This window comes from Stenotrophomonas maltophilia group sp. Smal32, from assembly GCF_030237085.1.
GTDB lineage: Bacteria > Pseudomonadota > Gammaproteobacteria > Xanthomonadales > Xanthomonadaceae > Stenotrophomonas > Stenotrophomonas maltophilia_Q.
The window spans coordinates 1-20,541 of the sequence record NZ_JASJSI010000080.1 but is presented as its reverse complement, the minus strand read 5'-3'; the positions used below and the strand labels follow the sequence as shown (position 1 = coordinate 20,541).

At 68.4% G+C, this 20,541-nt stretch carries 15 protein-coding genes; 13 read left to right on the top strand and 2 right to left on the bottom strand.

The genetic code is table 11. The annotated features are described in order from the left end of the window. Window positions 1-352: 352 nt before the first annotated feature. From QRO91_RS16750 to QRO91_RS16710, 9 genes are read left to right on the top strand one after another with little or no spacing between them, the layout of a single operon-like run. Window positions 353-1,984 carry a TldD/PmbA family protein gene (locus QRO91_RS16750; protein WP_049430849.1) on the top strand — a complete coding sequence of 544 codons (1,632 nt, stop codon included), beginning with the start codon at window positions 353-355 and terminating at the stop codon, window positions 1,982-1,984. 30 nt (window positions 1,985-2,014) lie between these two features. Then, the gene (locus QRO91_RS16745) at window positions 2,015-3,649 is read left to right on the top strand and encodes a TldD/PmbA family protein (protein WP_049430850.1); all 1,635 of its coding nucleotides are present in this window, start codon (window positions 2,015-2,017) and stop codon (window positions 3,647-3,649) included. Between the two features lie 21 nt (window positions 3,650-3,670). Next, window positions 3,671-5,005, top strand: coding sequence for a TldD/PmbA family protein (locus tag QRO91_RS16740; protein ID WP_049430853.1), 1,335 nt, complete (start codon window positions 3,671-3,673; stop codon window positions 5,003-5,005). Beyond that, entirely contained in the window at window positions 5,005-5,712 is a 708-nt protein-coding gene (locus tag QRO91_RS16735) for a DUF4159 domain-containing protein (protein WP_197620642.1), read from the top strand. Before QRO91_RS16740 ends, QRO91_RS16735 begins: the two co-directional genes overlap by 1 nt. Before the next feature lie 16 nt (window positions 5,713-5,728). Next, window positions 5,729-6,712, top strand: a complete 984-nt coding sequence (locus QRO91_RS16730; RefSeq protein WP_049430858.1) for a MoxR family ATPase — start codon at window positions 5,729-5,731, stop codon at window positions 6,710-6,712. Between the two features lie 7 nt (window positions 6,713-6,719). Next, window positions 6,720-7,616: a DUF58 domain-containing protein gene (locus tag QRO91_RS16725; protein ID WP_197620644.1), complete on the top strand. Its 897-nt coding sequence runs from the start codon at window positions 6,720-6,722 to the stop codon at window positions 7,614-7,616. Continuing rightward, on the top strand, window positions 7,613-8,734 hold the full coding sequence (locus QRO91_RS16720) for a BatA domain-containing protein (RefSeq protein ID WP_197651093.1): 1,122 nt from the start codon (window positions 7,613-7,615) through the stop codon (window positions 8,732-8,734). Before QRO91_RS16725 ends, QRO91_RS16720 begins: the two co-directional genes overlap by 4 nt. Then, on the top strand, window positions 8,731-10,896 hold the full coding sequence (locus QRO91_RS16715) for a hypothetical protein (RefSeq protein WP_197620647.1): 2,166 nt from the start codon (window positions 8,731-8,733) through the stop codon (window positions 10,894-10,896). Before QRO91_RS16720 ends, QRO91_RS16715 begins: the two co-directional genes overlap by 4 nt. Then, a complete protein-coding gene (locus QRO91_RS16710) occupies window positions 10,893-12,701 on the top strand; it encodes a hypothetical protein (protein ID WP_197620649.1) in 1,809 nt (602 codons plus the stop codon). The genes QRO91_RS16715 and QRO91_RS16710 overlap by 4 nt, the downstream gene beginning before the upstream one ends. A 107-nt stretch (window positions 12,702-12,808) precedes the next feature. Here the strand turns inward: QRO91_RS16710 and QRO91_RS16705 are convergent, their stop codons facing one another. Then, window positions 12,809-13,483, bottom strand: a complete 675-nt coding sequence (locus QRO91_RS16705; protein ID WP_049430867.1) for a hypothetical protein — start codon at window positions 13,481-13,483, stop codon at window positions 12,809-12,811. 39 nt (window positions 13,484-13,522) lie between these two features. Further along, window positions 13,523-14,008, bottom strand: coding sequence for a hypothetical protein (locus QRO91_RS16700; protein WP_049430869.1), 486 nt, complete (start codon window positions 14,006-14,008; stop codon window positions 13,523-13,525). A 188-nt stretch (window positions 14,009-14,196) separates the two neighbouring features. Here QRO91_RS16700 and QRO91_RS16695 point away from each other — a divergent pair, with 188 nt between their 5' ends. The 4 genes from QRO91_RS16695 to QRO91_RS16680 all read left to right on the top strand — a co-directional run bounded on the left by QRO91_RS16695 (window position 14,197) and on the right by QRO91_RS16680 (window position 20,298). Further along, window positions 14,197-16,263 (top strand): IgaA/UmoB family intracellular growth attenuator, encoded by a 2,067-nt coding sequence (locus QRO91_RS16695; protein WP_049430873.1) that lies wholly within the window; start codon window positions 14,197-14,199, stop codon window positions 16,261-16,263. A 145-nt stretch (window positions 16,264-16,408) separates the two neighbouring features. After that, window positions 16,409-18,898, top strand: a complete 2,490-nt coding sequence (locus QRO91_RS16690; protein ID WP_197620653.1) for a DEAD/DEAH box helicase — start codon at window positions 16,409-16,411, stop codon at window positions 18,896-18,898. Continuing rightward, window positions 18,895-19,917, top strand: coding sequence for a ribonuclease H-like domain-containing protein (locus QRO91_RS16685; protein WP_049430878.1), 1,023 nt, complete (start codon window positions 18,895-18,897; stop codon window positions 19,915-19,917). Before QRO91_RS16690 ends, QRO91_RS16685 begins: the two co-directional genes overlap by 4 nt. 66 nt (window positions 19,918-19,983) lie before the next feature. Further along, window positions 19,984-20,298, top strand: a complete 315-nt coding sequence (locus QRO91_RS16680) for an I78 family peptidase inhibitor (protein ID WP_049430881.1) — start codon at window positions 19,984-19,986, stop codon at window positions 20,296-20,298. Window positions 20,299-20,541: the final 243 nt, after the last annotated feature.

Below are 20,541 nucleotides of genomic sequence, written 5' to 3'. Positions count from 1 at the left end.
AACCCACAGGTGGCGGGGCTCGGATGGTTATTATTATTAGGGGGGGGGGGGGGGGGGGGGGGGGGGGGGGGGCGGGGGGGGGGGCGGGGGGGGGGCCCCCCCCCCCCCCGGGGGGGGGGGGGGGGGGCGCCCCCCCCCCCCCCCCCCCCCCCCCCCGCCAACTCACGGAATGCCGCTTCGGCTTCGGCTTCGGCCGTTGCATTGAGCAGGTGCAGGGCGCAGCCCTGCCGAAACCCTCCCCAACCATGACTGCAGTCACTTGTCCCCGCGCGCCGTGCTGGCGAAAGTCGAGGAGTTGACGTGATCGGTCCGGCCTGTTGCCAACCGCACGCAAGCGAGAGAGAGAAACGCTGTGCAACGACGTGAGTTCCTGGCTTTTTCCGGTCTGGGCCTGGCGGGCCTGCTGCTGCCGCATTCCCGTGCCATCGCCGCCGAGCAGCTGTTGGCGCCGGTCGATACCGCCCAGCGCCGGCGTCTGGCCGAGCTCGCGCTGGCAGCCGCACGCACCGCCAAGGCCAGCTACTGCGATGTGCGCATCGGGCGCTACCTCAACCAGTCGGTCATCACCCGCGAGCATCAGGTCGGCAATGTGACCAACCGCGAATCGTCCGGCGTGGGTGTGCGGGTGATCGTCAACGGTGCCTGGGGCTTCGCTGCAACCCATCAGCAGACCGAGGCCGCCGTGCGCGCTGCGGTCGAGCAGGCTGCGGCGATCGCCCGTGCCAACGCCACCATCCAGACCCGGCCGGTGCAGCTGGCGCCGACGCCCTCGGTCGGAGAGGTGCGCTGGCAGACACCGGTGCGCCGCAACGCGATGGCGGTGCCGATCCAGGACAAGGTCGAGCTGCTGCTGGCACTCAATGCCGCCGCGCTGAATGCGGGTGCCGACTACATCAATTCCACCCTGTTCCTGGTCAACGAACAGAAGTACTTCGCCTCCAGCGACGGCTCGTTCATCGACCAGGATATCCACCGCATCTGGCTGCCGTTCACCGCCACCGCCATCGACAAGGCCAGCGGCAGGTTCCGTACCCGCGCCGGCCTGTCTTCGCCAATGGGCATGGGCTACGAATTCCTTGATGGCGATGCGCGCGGCAAGGTGCAGTTGCCGGGCGGCATCACTGCTTACCGCGACTCCTACGACCCGGTCGAGGACGCCATTGCGGCCGCCCGCCACGCGCGAGAGAAACTGAAGGCGCCGTCGGTGAAGCCCGGCAAGTACGACCTGGTGCTGGACCCATCCAACCTGTTCCTGACCATCCACGAGAACGTTGGCCACCCGCTGGAACTGGACCGCGTGCTCGGCTACGAGGCCAACTACGCCGGCACCAGCTTCGCCACGCTGGACAAGCGCGATGCCGGCTTCCGCTGGGGCAGCGATATCGTCACCTTCTTCGCCGACAAGACACAGCCCGGCAGCCTCGGCGCGGTCGGCTACGACGACGAAGGGGTGAAGACCCAGCGCTGGGACCTGGTGCGCGACGGCATCCTGGTCGACTACCAGGCCACCCGCGATGAAGCCCATATCCTCGGGCGCGATGCATCGCATGGCTGCAGTTACGCCGATTCCTGGTCCAGCGTGCAGTTCCAGCGCATGGCCAATGTCTCGCTGGCGCCGGGCAAGCAGCCGCTCAGCGTCGAGGACATGATCAAGGACGTGGAGAACGGCATCTGGATCCACGGCCGCGGTTCGTATTCGATCGACCAGCAGCGCTACAACGCGCAGTTCGGTGGCCAGCTGTACTACCAGATCAAGGACGGAAAGATCGCCGGCATGGTCGAGGATGCGGCCTACCAGATCCGCACGCCGGAATTCTGGAATGCCTGCACCGCGATCTGCGATGAGCGTGACTTCCGCCTGGGCGGTTCGTTCTTCGACGGCAAGGGCCAGCCCGGCCAGGTCTCGGCGGTCTCGCACGGTTCGTCCACCACCCGTTTCAACGGCATCAACATCATCAACACCGCGCGCAGTCTCGGCGCTTGAGCCACCCATCCTTCGACATGGAGAGCAGCCTTGCAAAGACGTGACTTCCTGGCCCTGACCGGGCTTACCGCGGGCGGGCTGATCGTGCCCTCCTTCTTCGGCAAGGTGATCGCCGCCGAGCAGCTGCAGTCCACTCTCGACCCGGCGCTGAAGAAGCGCTTGGCCGACGCCGCCCTGCAGGCCGCACGCAGCGCTGGCGCCACCTACTGCGACGTGCGCATCGGCCGCTACCTGCGGCAGTTCGTGATCACCCGCGAAGACAAGGTGCAGAACGTGGTGAACACCGAGTCCACCGGTGTGGGCATCCGCGTGATCGTCAACGGTGCGTGGGGCTTTGCCGCCACCAATGCGCTGGGCACCGCCGACGTGGCCAAGGCCGCGCAGCAGGCGGCGGCCATCGCCAAGGCCAACGCCGGCGTGCAGACCGCGCCGGTACAGCTGGCCAAGGCACCGGGCGTGGGCGAGGTGAGCTGGCGCACGCCGATCCGCAAGAACGCGATGGAGGTACCGATCAAGGACAAGGTCGGCCTGCTGCTGGACGTCAACGCTGCGGCGATGGGTGCCGGTGCCAGCTTCGTCAACTCGATGCTGTTCCTGGTCAACGAGCAGAAGTACTTCGCCTCCACCGACGGCTCCTACATCGACCAGGACGTGCACCGCATCTGGGCGCCGATGACGGTCACCGCCATCGACAAGTCCAGCGGCAAGTTCCGTACCCGTTCGGGCCTGTCCTCGCCGATGGGCCTGGGATACGAGTACCTGGATGGCGCCACCGCCGGCAAGGTGGTAGGCCCCAATGGCGTGGTCAACTACAGCTCCTCCTACGACATGAAGGAAGACGCCATCGCCGCCGCAAAGCAGGCGCAGGAGAAACTGAAGGCGCCGTCGGTGAAGCCGGGCAAGTACGACCTGGTGCTGGACCCGTCGCACACCTGGCTGACCATCCACGAGTCGATCGGCCACCCGCTGGAACTGGACCGCGTGCTCGGCTACGAAGCCAACTATGCCGGCACCAGCTTCGCCACCCTGGACAAGCGCGAACAGCATTTCCAGTACGGCAGCGAGCTGGTCAACATCTTTGCCGACAAGACCCAGCCGGGCAGCCTCGGCGCGGTGGCGTACGACGACGAAGGCGTGAAGTGCAAGCGGTGGGACCTGATCAGCAATGGCAAGCTGGTGGACTACCAGACCATCCGCGACCAGGCCCACATCCTCGGCAAGACCGAGTCCGACGGCTGCTGCTATGCCGACTCGTGGTCCAGCGTGCAGTTCCAGCGCATGGCCAACGTGTCGATGGCGCCAGGCAAGAAGCCGCTGAGCGTGCCCGACCTGATCAAGGACGTGGAGAACGGCATCTACATCATCGGTGACGGTTCGTTCTCGATCGACCAGCAGCGCTACAACGCGCAGTTCGGCGGCCAGCTGTTCTACGAGATCAAGAATGGCCAGATCACCCGCATGCTGGAAGACGTGGCCTACCAGATCCGCACGCCGGAGTTCTGGAATGCCTGCACCGCCGTGGCCGACGAGCGCGACTACCGCCTGGGCGGTTCGTTCTTCGACGGCAAGGGCCAGCCGGGCCAGGTCTCGGCGGTCTCGCACGGCTCGTCGACCGCGCGCTTCAACGGCATCAACGTCATCAACACCGCACGCAGCCTCGGCTGACCGGTCAGGAGCCCTTACACCATGAGTATCTTCACCGAAGCCCAGGCCAAGGCCATCCTCGACAAGGTCATTGCCCTGTCCAAGGCCGACGAGTGCACCGCCGTGCTGGCCGGCGCGATCAGCGGCAACATCCGTTTCGCACTGAACAACGTGTCCACCAGCGGGATTGTCGATAACACCGAACTGGCGGTCACCGTCGCCTTCGGCAAGCGCGTCGGCACCGCCTCGATCAACGAGTTCGACGATGCCGCGCTGGAACGCGTGGTACGCCGCGCCGAAGACCTGGCCCGCCTGGCCCCGGAGAACCCGGAGTTCATGCCGGCCATCGGCAAGCAGAGCTACCGCGCCAGCCCGACCTTCAGCGAATCCACGGCCGCGATCGATCCGGCCTTCCGTGCCAAGGTTGCCGCCGATTCAATCGCGCCGTGCCGTGGCCACGGCCTGATCGCCGCCGGCTTCCTCGAAGACGGCCAGGGCTTCCAGGCCACCGCCAACAGCAACGGCAACTTCGCCTACCAGCGCACCACCAACTTCGATTACACCTGCACCGTGCGTACCGAAGATGGCCGTGGTTCGGGCTGGGTCGGCCGCAACCTGAAGGATGCGGCGGACTTCAAGGCCGACCAGGACATCCGCATCGCCATGCGCAAGGCCACTGAATCGGCCGAGGCCAAGGCGTTGGAGCCGGGCAAGTACACGGTCATCCTGGAGCCGGCCGCGGCCGCCGGCCTGATCAGCTTCATGATGAACTTCTTCAGTGCACGCTCGGCCGATGAGGGCCGCAGCTTCCTGTCCAAGAAGGGCGGCGGCAACAAGCTGGGCGAGCAGGTCTACGACCCGCGCGTGACCATGTTCGCCGACCCGTGGCACCCGGATGCGCCTGTACTGCCGTGGGACAACGAGGGCCTGCCGCGCGAGCGCATGGCCATCATCGAAAACGGCAAGATCGCCAACCTGGACTACTCGCGTTTCTGGGCACAGAAGCAGGGCAAGACCGCCAAGGCGTCGCCGGGCAACCTGCTGATGAGCGGTGGCGACAAGAGCACCGCCGAGCTGGTGCGCGGCACCCAGAAGGGCATCCTGGTCACCCGCACCTGGTACATCCGCATGGTTGATCCGCAGACCGTGCTGCTGACCGGCCTGACCCGTGACGGCACCTTCTACATCGAGAATGGCCAGATCAAGCACCCGGTGAAGAACTTCCGCTTCAACGAATCGCCGGTGATCATGCTCAACAACATCGAAGAGCTGGGCAAGCCGGTGCGCGTGGCCGGTGATGAATCCAGCTACGTGATGATGATCCCGCCGATGAAGCTGCGCGATTTCACCTTCACCTCGCTGTCCGACGCCGTCTGATGGATCGCCGGGCCTGCCTGCGCTGGTTGGCCGCTGCCGCTTCGGCGGCGGCGCTGCCGGCCTGGGCACAGGCAGGCCCGCGCAGTTCACGCTACGACTTCTGGTTCACCCGGCTGCAGTACGACTCCGGCGACTGGGACGTGGACGCACGCATGCCGTCCAACCTGATCACCTCGCTGATCGACTACACCTCGCTGCGGGTGGACCCGCAGGAACACGTGGTGGCCCTGGCCGACCCGCGCATGCTGGAAGCGCCGTTCTGCTACCTGGCCGGGCACACGCTGGTCGAGTTCAACGCCGCGGAGCGGCAGAACTTCGTGCGCTACGTGCGCAACGGCGGCTTCGTCTTCGTCGATGACTGCAACCATGACATCGACGGGTTGTTCGCCACCTCGTTCGAAGCGCAGATGGGCCGCCTGTTCGGGCCCAGGGCATTGCAGAAACTGCCCAACAGCCACGCGCTGTACCGCAGCTTCTTCCGATTCCCCGACGGCCCGCCTGCGACCAGCTTCGAGCTCAACGGCTGGGGCGATGACCTCGTGCACGACTACCTGAAGGGCATCGAGATCGACGGCCGCCTGGGCCTGCTCTACAGCAACAAGGACTATGGCTGCGAGTGGGACTACGACTGGCGCAACAAGCGTTTCCTGGCCGAAGACAACACCCGCTTCGGCGTCAACATCGTGATGTACGCGTTGAACAATTGATAGGACCTGCACGCCCATGACCGCACCCGACCTCGATTCCCTGCTGCCGCGCCTGCACGATCTTCGCGCTGCGCTCGCACGCGCGGTGGTGGGCCAGAACACCGTGGTCGAGCAGCTGCTGATCGGCCTGCTGGCCGGCGGCCACTGCCTGCTGGAAGGTGCGCCCGGGTTGGGCAAGACGCTGCTCGTGCGCTCGCTCGGCCAGGCCCTGGAACTGCAGTTCCGGCGCGTGCAGTTCACCCCCGACCTGATGCCCAGCGACATCCTCGGCACCGAGCTGCTGGAGGAAGACCACGGCACCGGTCATCGCCATTTCCGCTTCCAGCAGGGCCCGATCTTCACGAATCTGCTGCTCGCCGACGAACTCAACCGCACCCCACCCAAGACCCAGGCGGCGCTGCTGGAAGCCATGCAGGAACGCACGGTCAGCTACGCCGGCACCACCTATGCGCTACCGGCGCCGTTCTTCGTGCTGGCCACGCAGAACCCGATCGAGCAGGCCGGCACCTACCCGCTGCCGGAAGCGCAGCTGGACCGCTTCCTGCTGCACGTGCTGGTGGATTACCCCAGCGAGGACGAGGAACGGAAGATCCTGGAGCAGACCACCGGCGGCGCCACCGACACGGTGCCGAAGGTGATGGATGCCGAGGCGGTGATCGCACTGCAGGCCGCGGTGCGCCAGGTGCATGTCAGCCCCGATGTGCTGGCCTGGATCACCCGCCTGGTACGCGCCAGCCGGCCTGGCGAAGGCGCTCCGGCTGCGATCAACCAGTGGGTGAAGTGGGGCGCCGGCCCGCGTGCCGGCCAGTCGCTGGTGCTGGCAGCGAAGGCACGCGCATTGCTGCAGGGCCGCTTCGCCGCCACCCGCGAGGATGTGCAGGCACTGGCCGCGCCGGTGATGCGCCATCGCCTGCTGCTGTCGTTCGCCGCCGAGGCCGAGCAGAAGCGTGCCGACGACGTGGTCGCCGCGCTGCTGCAGGCTGTGCCGTTCCCGGGTTGAGCCACGCGTGAACGCAGGTACGCCGTTGACCCTGCCGCCGGAACTGCGTGCGCGCCTGCGTCTGCTGCGGTTGCGGCCGCGCCTGGCCAGCGGGGCAAGCGGCATCGGCCAGCACGCCAGCCGCAGCCGCGGTGCCGGCCTGGAATTCGCCCAGTACCGTGCGTACGAACCGGGTGACGAACTGCGCCAGATCGACTGGAAGCTGTATGCGCGCTCGGACCGCTTCTTCGTGCGCGAGTCCGAACGCGAAAGCCCGATAACGGTCTGGCTGCTGCTTGATGCCACCGCCTCGGCCGGCCAGGCTGATCGCGCGGCACCGCAGCGCACGCGACTGGACCACATGCGTGGCGTGGCCGCATGCCTGGTTGAACTGGCCCTGCAACAGGGTGATCGCTTCGGCCTGCTGGCGATCAATGGCGATGGCCTGCAACTGGTACCCGCGGCGAACGACGCGCGCCAGCGCGACCGTGTGTATCTGCAGTTGCAGGCGCTGCAGGCACGCGGCGGCTGGCCTGCACCTGATCGCCTGCGCCCGCTATGGGAACGGGTGCGTCCAGGCGACCTGCTGCTGGCGATCGGTGATGGCTTCGATGAGGCCGGCATCGTGCTGCTGGAACAACTGGCCAGCGCCCGCCGCGAAGTGGCACTGCTGCAGATCCTGACCGCTGACGAACGCGATTTCCCCTTCGACGCCGGCCACCGCTTCCGCGACCCGGAGACCGGCGAAGAACTGCTGGGCGATGGCGTTGCGATCCGCACCGACTACCTGCAGCGCTTCGCCGATGCACGCAGCGCGCTGCAGGCGCGCCTGCAGGCCAGTGGCATCGCCAGCGCCAGCGGTTGGCTCGACCAGCCACTGGACCAGCCGCTGCAGGCGCTGTTCGGCCGTGGGGGCGGCGCATGAACCTGTTGTTCCCGCTGGGCCTGGCCGCGCTCGCCGCATGGCTGCTGCCGTTGTTGATCCACCTCGCCCGCCGCCATCCGTACACGCCGCTGGATTTCGCCGCGCTGCGCTGGCTGCGCGCGCAGATCCGACCGCGCCAGCGCATCCGCTTCGATGACTGGCCGCTGCTGCTGGTGCGCCTGCTGCTGTTGGCCGCGCTGGCGCTGCTGCTGGCGCGCCCGGCGCTGACGGGCCCTGCGCCGGTCCCCGCTGCGTGGACCGTGGTGGCCCCAGGACTGGATGCCGCCGCACTGCGTGGCACCGTCAACGATGGCAACTGGCATTGGCTGGCAACCGGCTTCCCCTCCATCGACCAGTCACCGCTGGCCTCCAATGCCTCCCTGCCCAGCCTGCTGCGCGAACTGGATGCCCAGCTGCCGGCCGGTACCGCGCTGACCGTGCACATGCCCGATCCGCTGCCCGGCCTGGACGGCGCACGCCTGCAGCTGTCGCGCGATGTGCAGTGGCGCCCCCATGCCGTGGCGGCCACAGCCACACAGGCCGCCACGACGCCGCCACGGCTGCGCGTGCACGCCAACGCGCCCGCCGGGGTGCAGCGCTGGATCGGTGCACTGCAGCGGGCCTGGGGCGTGCAGGCACCCTCGGCACCGTTGACGGCCGATGCCTTGCCCGAACGCGGCGAGATCGGTGTCTGGAGCCGCAGCGACGCACTGCCGCCGCACTGGCAGGCGTGGCTGCGCGACGGCGGCAGCGTACTGAGCGCTGCGAAACCTGCCACCGAGGCCAGTGTGCTGCTGCGCAGCGCCGATGGCGCGCCGCTGCTCTGGCAGCAGCGCGTCGGTCACGGACGCTTGCTGTCACTGCCCGGTGACTGGGACATCACCACCCATGCCGCGTTGCGCGACGCGCAGCTGCCACGCTCGCTGCTTCTGGCACTGCAACCGCCATCGCCCCCACGCGTGGGGGATGCAACAGACCACGCGCCCCGCCAGACCGCTCTGCCGCCCGCAACGCCGCCGCTGCGTGAGCCGACCGCATGGCTGTTGCTGGCCGTCGTGCTGCTGTTCGCCGTTGAACGCTGGATGGCCAGCAGCGCCCGGCGCAGGGTGGCAGCATGAACGCGTTGCAACGTGCCTGGCAGCGCGCGCGACGCCGACGCGCCCTGATCACCCTGCTGCTTGGCCTGCCGTTGGCGCTGGCCGCCACCGCGCTGGCGCTGCGCCTGTCCGGCTTCGATCTGGCCTGCGTGGTCGGGACGCTCGTCGTGCTCGCCTGCGCCGCCGTTGCGACGGCGCGTGCCCGGCAGCTCGACCGTCGGTGGCTGCAGCGGCAACTTGATGCAAGCGGCGCCAGCGAGGACAGCGCGGACCTGCTGTTCGCCGAGACCGCCACGCTCAATCCGCTGCAGCAGCGCCAACGCACGCACGTGCTGGACACGCTGGAGCGCCGCATGCCGGAGCTGCGACCGCGCTGGCCGCGTGCGGCGCTGGCCCTGTGCTGGATTGCGGGCCTGACCATCGCACTGCTGGCATTCGGCTGGCCGCGCTCGAACAGCGGCCCCGCCACCGCTGCACCCACGTCGCACGGCGGCACCCCGCCCGCGGGCCCACTGCACCTGCAGTCCACCCGCCTGCGCATCGACGCACCGGCCTATACCGGCCAAGCCACGCTCACCCAGAATGCGCTGGATGCCAAGGTTGCCGCCGACAGCCGCCTGTCGTGGTCGTTGCGCTTCGACCGTGCACCGGACAAGGCGTGGCTGCAGTTCCACGATGGCCGACGCCTGCCGCTGAACGAACAGGACGGCCAATGGCAGGCGCAGGACGTGGCACGCGCGCCGGTGCTGTATCGCGTGGTGAGCGAACCGGCATTGGCCGAGACCCGCCTGCATCGGCTGGACGTGGTAGCCGACCGTGCACCCTCCGTGCGCGTGCTGGAACCGGCGGCCAGCCTGGTGCTGGCCTCGCCCGGACAGCGCCAATGGTCGCTGCGCTTCGAGGCCGGCGACGACTACGGCGTGGCTGCACAGGCAACGCTGTCGATCACGACCACCCAGGGCAGCGGTGAGAACATCACCTTCGTCCGTCGCAGCGTCAGCCTCACCGGCAGTGGCGAGCCGACCGCACGACGCTTCGCGCATACGCTCGACCTCGCCGCGCTGGGTGCGCAGCCTGGCAACGATGTGATCGCCCAGCTGGAAGTGCGCGACAACCACGCGCCCATACCACAGGCGGGACGTAGCAGCAGTGTGATCCTGCGCCTGCCCAGTGCCGAGGTTGCGCTGGGTGCCGAGCTGGAAGGCCGTATCAGGAAGACACTGCCGGCCTACTTCCGCAGCCAGCGACAGATCATCATCGATGCCGAGGCCTTGATCCGGCAGCGGCGCGGTCTCGCCGCCGATGACTTCATCAAGCGCAGCGATGCGATCGGTGTCGACCAGCGCATCCTGCGCCTGCGCTACGGCCAGTTCCTGGGCGAGGAAAGCGAAGGCGCACCGAAGCCGCCGCCGACCAGCGACCTGCCCACCAGCGATACGCCGACCGCAGATGGCCACGACGACGATCACGAGCACGACCATGGCGCGCAGGCCGATGCGCACGACGACCATGGCCATGACCATGGCGGTACAGCCAACGCAGATACCCCGCCGGTGTTCGGCAGCGCGACCGACGTGCTTTCCGAGTACGGACACACCCACGACCACGCCGAGGCGGCGACCCTGCTCGACCCGCAGACCCGTGCCACGCTGAAGGCCGCGCTGGACCAGATGTGGTCGGCTGAAGGCGAGCTGCGCCAGGGCCGGCCGGAGCAGGCGCTGCCATTCGCCTACAAGGCGCTGGGCTTCATCAAGCAGGTGCAGCAGGCCGAGCGCATCTACCTGGCCCGGGTCGGGCCGGAGCTGCCCCCCATCGATGAAGGCCGCCGGCTGGGTGGTGATCGCGCCGGGCTGTCCAGCCGTGAACTGCCGCTGGCCGCACGCACGCCGCCGGACCCGGCCATTGTCGAAGCCTGGCAGCGTCTCGGCGATGACATCGGCACACCCGATCTCGATGCGCTCGCGACCTGGCAGCAACGCAACGCTACCTACCTGCCCGATGCACTGGACCTGGCTGCCGCCATCGAACAGCTGCGCATCGAGCCCGGCTGCCGCGACTGCCGCCAGCGCCTGCGTGCGCAGCTGTGGCGTGCCCTGCAGCGTCCGTTGCCGCAGGTAATGCGGCGCAGTGCAGCCGATGCGATGGGGCAACGGTATCTCGACGCGCTGGAGGCGCAGCCATGAACGCCTCCGGTTCGAGCCTGTGGATTGCGCTGCTGCTCGCCCTGGTCGTGGTCATCGCCAGCGTGCGCCAGTTGCGTGGAAGCACAACGCACCCAGGCCGCCGCTGGGTCGTCATCGCGCTGCAGATCGCCGCTGCCACGCTGCTGTATTTCTGCCTGGTGCCACCTCCCCATCAGCGACCGGCCGCCGGCCTGGTCGTGCTCGGCGCCGAGGCCGACAAGGTGGGCGCACCGCCGGCCAGCGAAGGTCCGCTGCTGCTGTTGCCGGAAGCGGGCGATGTACCTGATGGGCAGCGTATCCCCGACCTGGCCACCGGGCTGCGCCAACACCCCGCCTCCACGCTCACCCTCGTTGGCGCCGGCCTGGTCGCACGCGATCGCGACGCGACGTTGCCGGGCGACGTGCGCTGGCAGGCAGCACCCGCACCGCGCGGCTGGGTCGCGCTGCAGCCACCGGCCGACGTTGCTCCCGGTGGCCGCTTCGAGGTACAAGCGCAGGCGCGTGGCGCGGCAAAGGCGAAGGCCGAGCTGCTGGACCCGGCCGACACCGTGGTCGATCGCGCGGACGTTGCCAAAGACGGCCGCGTCCAGCTCACTGGCATCGCCCGCGCCGAAGGCCGCAGCGTATTCCGGCTGCGCCTGCTCGACACCGAAGGCCATGTGGTGGATACCGTACCGGTGCCGCAGCAGACCCTGCCGGCAGCGCCCCTGCGCCTGTTGGTGCGTGCCAGCGCGCCCGGCCCGGAACTGAAGTACCTGCGGCGCTGGGCCGCTGACGCGGGCCTGCGCGTGCAGGTGCAGGCCGATACCGGTGCAGGGCTCAGCGTGGGCGATGGCGTGGTTTCGCTCGATGCTGCAACGCTGGCGCGCGGCGACCTGCTACTGCTGGACGAACGCGGCCTGGCGGCCCTGAGTGCAGGCCAGCTGGCCGCCGTGCGTCAGGCGCTGCGCGACGGTCTGGGTGTACTGGTACGCAGTGCGGGGGCACCTTCGGCCAGCGCGCGCCAGCGCCTGCACGATCTTGGCCTGCCCGTGCAGGGCGATGGCAGCAGCCACACCCTCGAACTTCCCGGCGACGGTGACACCGCGGTCCTTGCCGCGCGCCGTGGCCCGCTTGCCGCCGGCACACTCCCAACCGGCTACGGCGAAGAGGCCGACCGCAGCTCGCACAGCGCTGCGCTGCCTTCGCTGGAAGCACTGGCATTGCAGGCACCGGGCAGCAACGCACTGCTGCAGGGTCTTGATGGCAAGGCCGTCGGCGGCTGGCGCTCGGCCGGCAAGGGACGCATCGGCCTGCTGCCCATCACCGACAGCTGGCGTTGGGTGCTGGCGGGCCGCGATGACCGCCACGGCGAACTGTGGAGCGGCGTGGTTGCCACGCTGGCACGTGCGCAGGGCAGCGGTGATGCGCTGTGGTCACCACAAGCGATTGCCTGGGCCGGCGAACGGCAGGCGCTGTGTGGCGTACAGGCGCCGCTGCAGGCCTTCGACCCGCGTGGCGACGGCGTACCGCTGATCGTCGATGGTGCGACATCGGCGCTGCGTTGTGCCGGCTGGTGGCCACGTGGCGCAGGTTGGCAGCGCCTGCAGCATGGGGACAGTATCGTCTGGCGCTATGCATTCGACCCGAAGGACGCGCCCGCACTGCATCGGCAGGCGATGATCGATGCGACCACGCAGGCGCTGGCCCGCAGCACGCCCGCGAATGCACAGGCCACGCAGCCGGTGGCTGGCTCGCGCTGGCCATGGTGGCTGGCCTTCGTGCTGTGCGCCTCGCTGCTGTGGTGGCTGGAACGGCGGCGGTGACTTCGGGGTCGGATCCCTTTCGCCCGCGAAAGGGCTCTGACCCCGGCCGATTGGATCGCAAAGAGCATCCATGCATGGCGTGGATCTACTGGTCCCTCATGCGCCCTTCAACGTTTTCCCACGCGCCGATACACGCCATTGAAGCGCACGTTCATGCCACCGCACTCGCTGTTGTCGGCCACGATCAGCACCTCGCCCAGCGAATGCACACGCACCCTGCAGGTGTCTTCGGCGAACTCCACATCGGCGCCGCGTGGCGTCGCACGCGCTTCGACCTGGCCCATGTTGGGGCCATACGGACGCTGTTCCGGCGTGGGGTTTGCAGAGGGCCAGTAGGCGTCGCCTTCCACATGCAGCTGTGCACCCTGCACCGAGATGTGCAGGCCGTTGTCGCCATCCTTCCAGTTGCCCGCCCAGTCCCGCAGCGACGGCACCACCGCAGGCAATGGCTGCAGCTTGCTGCGGTCCACCCAGCCCGCACTGCCGCCCACCTTGTTCGGGAAGAACGCACAGCGATAACCGCCCAGGTCGCGCCCGGTCACCACCGTATCGCCGTTGACCACATAGCTGCGCTGGCGGCAGGCCGGCTCGCCCTTGCCCGGGCAGCCGTCCATGTCGCCGAGCAGGTACAGGCGCGGTGCGTCGACCACCCGCGCCAGTGCAAACCGGCTCTGTTCGGACGGGAACGCGCCGTTGCGGCAGGCGCCGTCATCGGCGATATCGGAAGCAAAGGCAGAGGCGGGCAGCAACGCGGCCAGCAGGCAGAACGAACGCAGGGACATGGCATGGCACCGAGGGGGATGCCGGCAGGATATACCGGCCTACTTCACCGGCGATGGGTCACCGGCACCCTGCTCCTCGGAGAACCGCAGCGCACGCTGCTGCTGTTCGGCACTGAGTTCCGGCGGTGGCCGCGCCACCGCAGCCTGGATCTGCGCCGGTCCACCGGTAAGCTTGTTCACGCCCTTTGCAGCTGCCATCACGCCCTTGACCACGCCCATCATGATGTAGCCGCCGCCCATGCTGACCTGTTCCGGCGACGGTGGTTCACTCCAGTCGCGGCTGAAGCGGTTGTCGCCGAACTTCACGGGATTCTTGAAGCGGTACAGGTCCAGCGGCTCGTCTTCCGGCTTGAGTGCGCGCACTTCGCCAAGGGTGGTGACGTTGTCCTGCGGCAGGGTGGTGGAAACCGGCGCGGTAGCTACCGTGGGCGCGTCTGCAGAAGGAGCAGGCGCAGCCTCGGGCACCGCCTGCTGCGCCTGCGCCAGGCCCGCCAGCATCAGGTTGGCCAGCACTGCTCCCTGCATTCCACGTCGTGCCACGGCCCTTGCCCCGTCTGTTGCGTCCAGGCTGTGAGGATACGCATCGCTGCTTCAGATTTCGTTGTGGCCGCGCGCAGGCGTTCAGCGGGCGATGGCCCAATCCGCAACGAGTTGCATTGGTTTTCGATGCCGAACCCTTGAACCTGTCAGGTTCGACCTGCCGGAGCACACTCATGCCCCTTTCATTGCTGGTGATTGGCTGCGTGCTGCTGCTCGCCCTCGCCCTGTCCGCCACCGAATTCCATCAGCGACAGCTCGATCATCGCGCCCTGCGAAGGCTTCGAGGCTCGCAAGCGGCGCGCCAGCTGGACAGCGCCGAATACGACGCTCTCGAGCCCTTCAGATTGACCGGCCAGCTCGGCCCGTCCAACAGCGTGTACCGCATCGAAGGCGAGCACAGCCTGCGCGAGGTCGACGCACACACGAAGATCGAGCGACTGGGCAGCGTGCCGGTGCTGCTGCCGTATGGCATGCGGCGCCATCTGTCCGCGCGGAACCGTGCGGATGTCGTGCTGGGTCGCTCATTCGCCCTGGTCGTCTGGCTGAACGGCCATACGATCACCGGCGAGCGTGAACGTGAAACGCAGGCGCAGACTGACCGATGTGTCTGGCTCGAGAGGGGTACCCGGCAGCCCACGCCCGGGCCCTGCACGGTGGACACTGCGCAGGGAAGCCCACGCACCCGGCGCGAGGAGACGGAGGCAGAACGTTCCCTCCGCCAACCCCGCTGGCTGGGCATATCAAGCGCAGTGTGCATCGTGCTTGCATCCACCCTGTTCTGGGTGGGTGGTCAGATGCGTTGGGGATCGTCCTGGGGGCTGCTGGCCGGTGGCGCGGCCATGGCCGGGGTCGCAGTGGCGCTGCGGCGGCAGAGAACGCGCCCGCTGCCGCCGCCGGCGCAGGTGGTAAGGATCGAGGGTGTCCTGTCCGGCCCGGTACTGCAGGGCAATGGTCAGATCGATGGTGACGTGCCACGGGTCTTCGTCGATACCGTCGAAGTGCACGTCCCTCGCCACTGGTGCGAACCCGGCGTGCTGCCCTTTGGTCGCACCGTCACCGCCGACGTGCGCGAGGAGGATCGTGCACTGCTGGCGGTGTCACCCGGCCCGTCCCGGGTCAAGGAGGCGCTGCGTCACCCTCGTCTTCCCTGGGCTAGGCACCTGCTGTGGCTGACTGTGGCGGTCATCGTCACGCTGTGGTCCCTGGGCAACGGCGAAGGCGTCATTGAAGACCTGCGTGCCTCGGCGGATGCACTGCGGCCGTCACGCGTCCGGACCGATGCAGTGCCCTCTGATCTGCTATCCGATCCCCCCAGGCGCGGTGACAAGGTGCAGCTGACCGGCCTGGCCACCTGTGGCGTGCAGCGGTCCTGGGCAGGAGACAGAGAGGCACCTGCGATCCTCGACTGCGGGCAACGGGTCTGGACAACATCCCCCGTTGCGCCACCGCCGGCCGCGCTGCCGCCCGCCATCGCGGCCCTTGGCGATGAGTCCCTGTTGAAGGTTCGTGTATCACTGCACGCACCTGACGCCCTGTTTCTGAGCGCACGGCAGGATGCCAGGCATGCCGTGCTGGGGAGCCGTCAGCTGGTGGATGGACTGGAGCTGGCATGCCAGGCGGGCCTGCCGGACTGTGGATACTTCCGCGAGCGCGTGATGGAACTGCTGGCGACGCCGGTTGCACGGCGCAGCGCAGCACTTCCTGACGAGGCGGTCCCGCCGGGAGATGGCTGGAGGGGGTTTGCAGCGTCCATGCAACGAATCGACGCTTCAGGCGACGCGGCCCTGCACCTGACCACGCCCGACATGGCTGCCCTGCACGCACTGCAGCGCGCCGTCAGCCGCAGTATTGCCAGGCAGCAGCTGGCTGAACTCACCCATGCCTATCGCGATGCCCCGCCCGGGGTGATCCTGCGGGAGCACCGGCCCCGCCCGACCCTTGCTGGGGCTGCCGCCAGCGATCCCTGGCAGGCGCTGGGCCTGACAAGCGACCGGCTGGTACACCCGCAGCCTTTCGACATGGCAGGCTGGGTCGTCAACGCTTCGCAGCAAGGCCACGCATTGCATGTGGACATCGACACAGCCTCGGGATCATCCCCACTTGCCAGCGCCTTGGTACGCAGCACGTGGCGGCTGCTGGCGGTGCTGTTGCTGCTCGTCCAGTTGCGCATCCTGATGCGATGTGGGCTCCGGGCAGAGCAGCAGCGTCGCGCATTGGCCAGCCACATGCGCGACGACTGACACATCGCGATAGCCAGCAGAAGGATCAACCACTCCTCGGGTCCCGCTCTGAATGGTTCACTGCATCCCACGCCGGTGTCTCACATCCTGAGACGTGGATGTGGTGCCATGTGACGCCTCGCAATCCGTACTGGCTCCATCTTCCATGGCCTACGAACTCGCCAAGCGCACCGCCGACGCCGAGCAGAAGCTCGCCACCCGCGACGGCCTGCCCGCCCGCGATGGCGCCCTGCTCAGTGCGCGGCTGCAGCGCCGCTACCAGGACCGCATCACCGGCAGCTTTGCCATTCCGGGCCGCGAAGGCCGCTACGCGCCCCTTCCCGATTCAGTGCCGCCGGCCCTGGCCGCCGCGCTGAAGGCCCGTGGCATCGAGCAGCTCTACAGCCACCAGGCTGAAGCGTGGGAGGCCAGCCAGCGCGGCGAACACGTGGCCATCGTCACCCCCACCGCCAGCGGCAAGTCGCTGTGCTACACCCTGCCAGTGGTCAGCGCGGCCATGCAGGACAAGGCCAAGGCGCTGTACCTGTTCCCGACCAAGGCGCTGGCCCAGGACCAGGTGGCCGAACTGCTGGAACTCAACCGCGCCGGCGACCTGGGGGTGAAGGCCTTCACCTTCGATGGCGACACCCCTGGCGATGCGCGGCAGGCGATCCGCCTGCATGGCGACATCGTGGTGTCCAACCCGGACATGCTGCACCAGGCGATCCTGCCGCATCACACCAAGTGGGCGCAGTTCTTCGAGAACCTGCGCTACATCGTCATCGACGAAGTGCATACCTACCGCGGCGTGTTCGGCAGCCATGTCACCAACGTGCTGCGCCGGCTCAAGCGCATCTGTGCGTTCTACGGCGTGCAACCGCAGTTCATCCTGTGCTCGGCCACCATCGGCAACCCGCAGGCGCATGCCGAGGCGCTGATCGAGGCCCCGGCGACTGCCATTACTGAATCCGGTGCGCCCAGCGGGCCGAAACAGGTGCTGTTGTGGAATCCGCCGGTGATCAACCCCGACCTCGGCCTGCGCGCCTCGGCGCGCTCGCAGAGCAACCGGATCGCGCGCATCGCGATCAAGTCCGGGCTGAAGACGCTGGTGTTCGCACAGACCCGGTTGATGGTGGAAGTGCTGACCAAGTACCTGAAGGACATCTTCGACCACGACCCGCGCAAGCCGCCACGCATCCGTGCCTACCGCGGCGGCTACCTGCCCACCGAGCGCCGTGAGACCGAACGGGCGATGCGCGCCGGCAACATCGACGGCATCGTCAGCACCTCGGCGCTGGAACTGGGCGTGGATATCGGCAGTCTGGACGTGGTCATCCTCAATGGCTACCCCGGCAGCGTGGCCGCCACCTGGCAGCGCTTCGGCCGCGCGGGCCGCCGCCAGCAGCCCGCGCTGGGCGTGATGGTGGCCAGCTCGCAGCCGCTGGACCAGTACGTGGTGCGGCATCCGGATTTCTTTGCCGAGGCCTCGCCCGAACATGCGCGCATCGCGCCGGACCAGCCGTTGATCCTGTTCGACCACATCCGCTGCGCGGCCTTTGAATTGCCGTTCCGGGTCGGCGATGGCTTCGGCCCGATCGATCCGGAAGTGTTCCTGGAAGCGCTGGCCGAAACCGAAGTCATCCATCGCGAAGGCGAGCGCTGGGAATGGATCGCCGACAGCTATCCGGCCAATGCGGTCAGCCTGCGTGCCGTGGCCGACGGCAACTTCGTGGTGGTCGACCGCAGCGATGGCCGCCAGCAGATCATCGCCGAAGTGGATTACTCCGCCGCGGCGCTCACCCTGTACGAAGGCGCCATCCACATGGTGCAGTCCACCCCGTACCAGGTGGAAACGCTGGACTGGGACGGGCGCAAGGCCTACGTCACCCGCACGCATGTGGACTACTACACCGACAGCATCGACTTCACCAAGCTCAAGGTGCTGGACCGCTTCGATGGAGGCGTGGCCGGCCGTGGCGATTCGCACCACGGCGAAGTGCACGTAGTGCGCCGCGTGGCCGGCTACAAGAAGATCCGCTACTACACGCACGAGAACATCGGCTACGGCCCGGTGAACCTGCCCGACCAGGAACTGCATACCACTGCGGTGTGGTGGCAGCTGCCACAGGCGCTGCTGCTGCGCGCCTTCGCCAGCAAGCAGGATGCGCTGGATGGATTCCTCGGCGCGGCCTATGCGCTGCACATCGTCGCCACCGTGGCGGTGATGGCCGATGCGCGCGACCTGCAGAAGTCGGTGGGCAACGGCGATGGTTCCTGGTTCGCAATCGCCGACCAGAGCGGCCGTGGCCAGCTGCGCGGCAGCGAGGGTGATCCTGGCGTTGTCGAGCTGTTGCAGGAGTTCGTGCCCACCGTGTACCTGTACGACAACTTCCCTGGTGGCGTCGGCCTCAGCGAGCCGTTGTGGCAGCGCCAGGCCGAGCTGGTGCAGCGCGCGCGCGAACTGGTCCAGCGCTGCGACTGCAAGGCCGGCTGCCCGGCCTGTGTCGGCCCGGTGCTGGCCGCACAGGAGGACGATGAGACCTCGCCGCGGGCGCTGGCGCTGCGCGTGCTGGACCTGTTCGATGCCGAAGCCTGCCAGTACGTGCGCGACGTGGTGGTGACCACGCGCGAGCCGATGGAGTTGCTGGCACCGTGAGCCTGAGCCTGGACAAGCTGCGCCTGCTGCGCAGGCAGGCCGGCGACCCGAAGGCGAGTACACTGGCCGCGCCGGACGTGCCCCCTGCGCCACCGGCATCCGTGGCCGCCAACGATGCGCGGCAACCACCGGCCGAGCGTTCGGTGTTCGCCTGGGTCGAACAGGAGATCCGCCACAAGCCGACCGGCGCTGCGGCCTCCGTACCGGCACCCGCACCGCTGCGTCGGCCGGAGGTGGGCAGCCTGCATCGCCTGCTTGGCCTGCGCACACGCGGCGGCCCTGCACCGGTGCATGCCCGTGCACAGGATCGGCAACTACCCGGCGAAGAAATCGCACCGGGTCTGTTCCTGATCGAATCGCTGCAGCCGCAGACGATTCCGGCGCAGCCCCTGTCGCTGGATTTCGCCCGTCGCGAAGGCCAGCACGTGGCCGCGCGCGACCTGCTGTTCTTCGATACCGAAACCACCGGCCTGGCCGGCGGCACCGGCACCCGCGCCTTCATGATCGGGGCCGCCGACTGGCATGTGTGCCCGCAACGCGGCGAAGGCCTGCGCATCCGCCAGCTGCTGATGTCCACCATGGCTGCGGAAGACGCGATGCTGGCCACCTTCGCCAGCTGGCTGCAGCCGACCACCGTGTTCTGCAGCTACAACGGCCGCAGCTACGATGCGCCACTGCTGAAGGCCCGCTACCGGCTGGCCCGGCAACGCGACCCGATCAGCGCGCTGGACCATGTCGACCTGCTCTACCCCACCCGCCGCCGTTATCGTGGCAGCTGGGAGAACTGCAAGCTGTCCACCATCGAACGCCAGCTGCTGCGCGTGGTGCGCGAGGACGATCTGCCCGGTTCTGAGGCGCCGGGCGCATGGCTGCGCTTCCTGCGTGGTGGCGATGCGGTGAACCTGCGCCGGGTGGCCGACCACAACCACCAGGACGTGGTGACGCTGGCCCTGCTGCTGCAACGGTTGGTGCACGAGGAACAGCGCGAGCGCGAGACGCTGGCGCTGGTCGGGCAGTAGGCGTTGACGCGGCCTGACGGTGGCAGCGGCGACACTGCCGCCACCATCCACGCTTGGAGCCCGACGATGCGCCTCAGTCCCCTCGCCCTGCTCGCCATCCTGCCTCTGGCCGCCTGCAGCCATGCGGGCAGCAGTACCGCGCATGAGACCACGCCGCCATCGGCGGCCGACGGTCCGCATGAGTGCCAGCCCGACAAGCTTGAAGCCTTCACTGGCAAGACCGCCGACGAGGCCACCGTGAAGCAGCTGGTCAGCGCCAGCGGCGCGCGCAATGCACGGGTGGTCAAGCCTGGCATGGCGGTGACCATGGACTTCCGCCAGGACCGCGTGACCGTGCAGGTGGATGCGCAGAACCGCATCGAACGCGCCAGCTGCGGTTGATCGTCTCAGGGTAGTGGGGGGGGGGGGGGGGGCCCCCCCCCCCCCCCCCCCCCCCCCCCCCCACCCCCCCCCCACCCCCCCCCCCCCCCCCCCCCCCCCCCCCCCCCCCCCCCCCCCCCCCCCGCCCCCCCCCCCCCCCCCCCCCCCGGCCAAAAAAAAAAAAAAACACCCCCCCAAAAAAAAACAATAAAAAAAACAGGCCGCCGCCCGAAATAAAAAAAACCCCGGGGCGGGGGGGGGGGG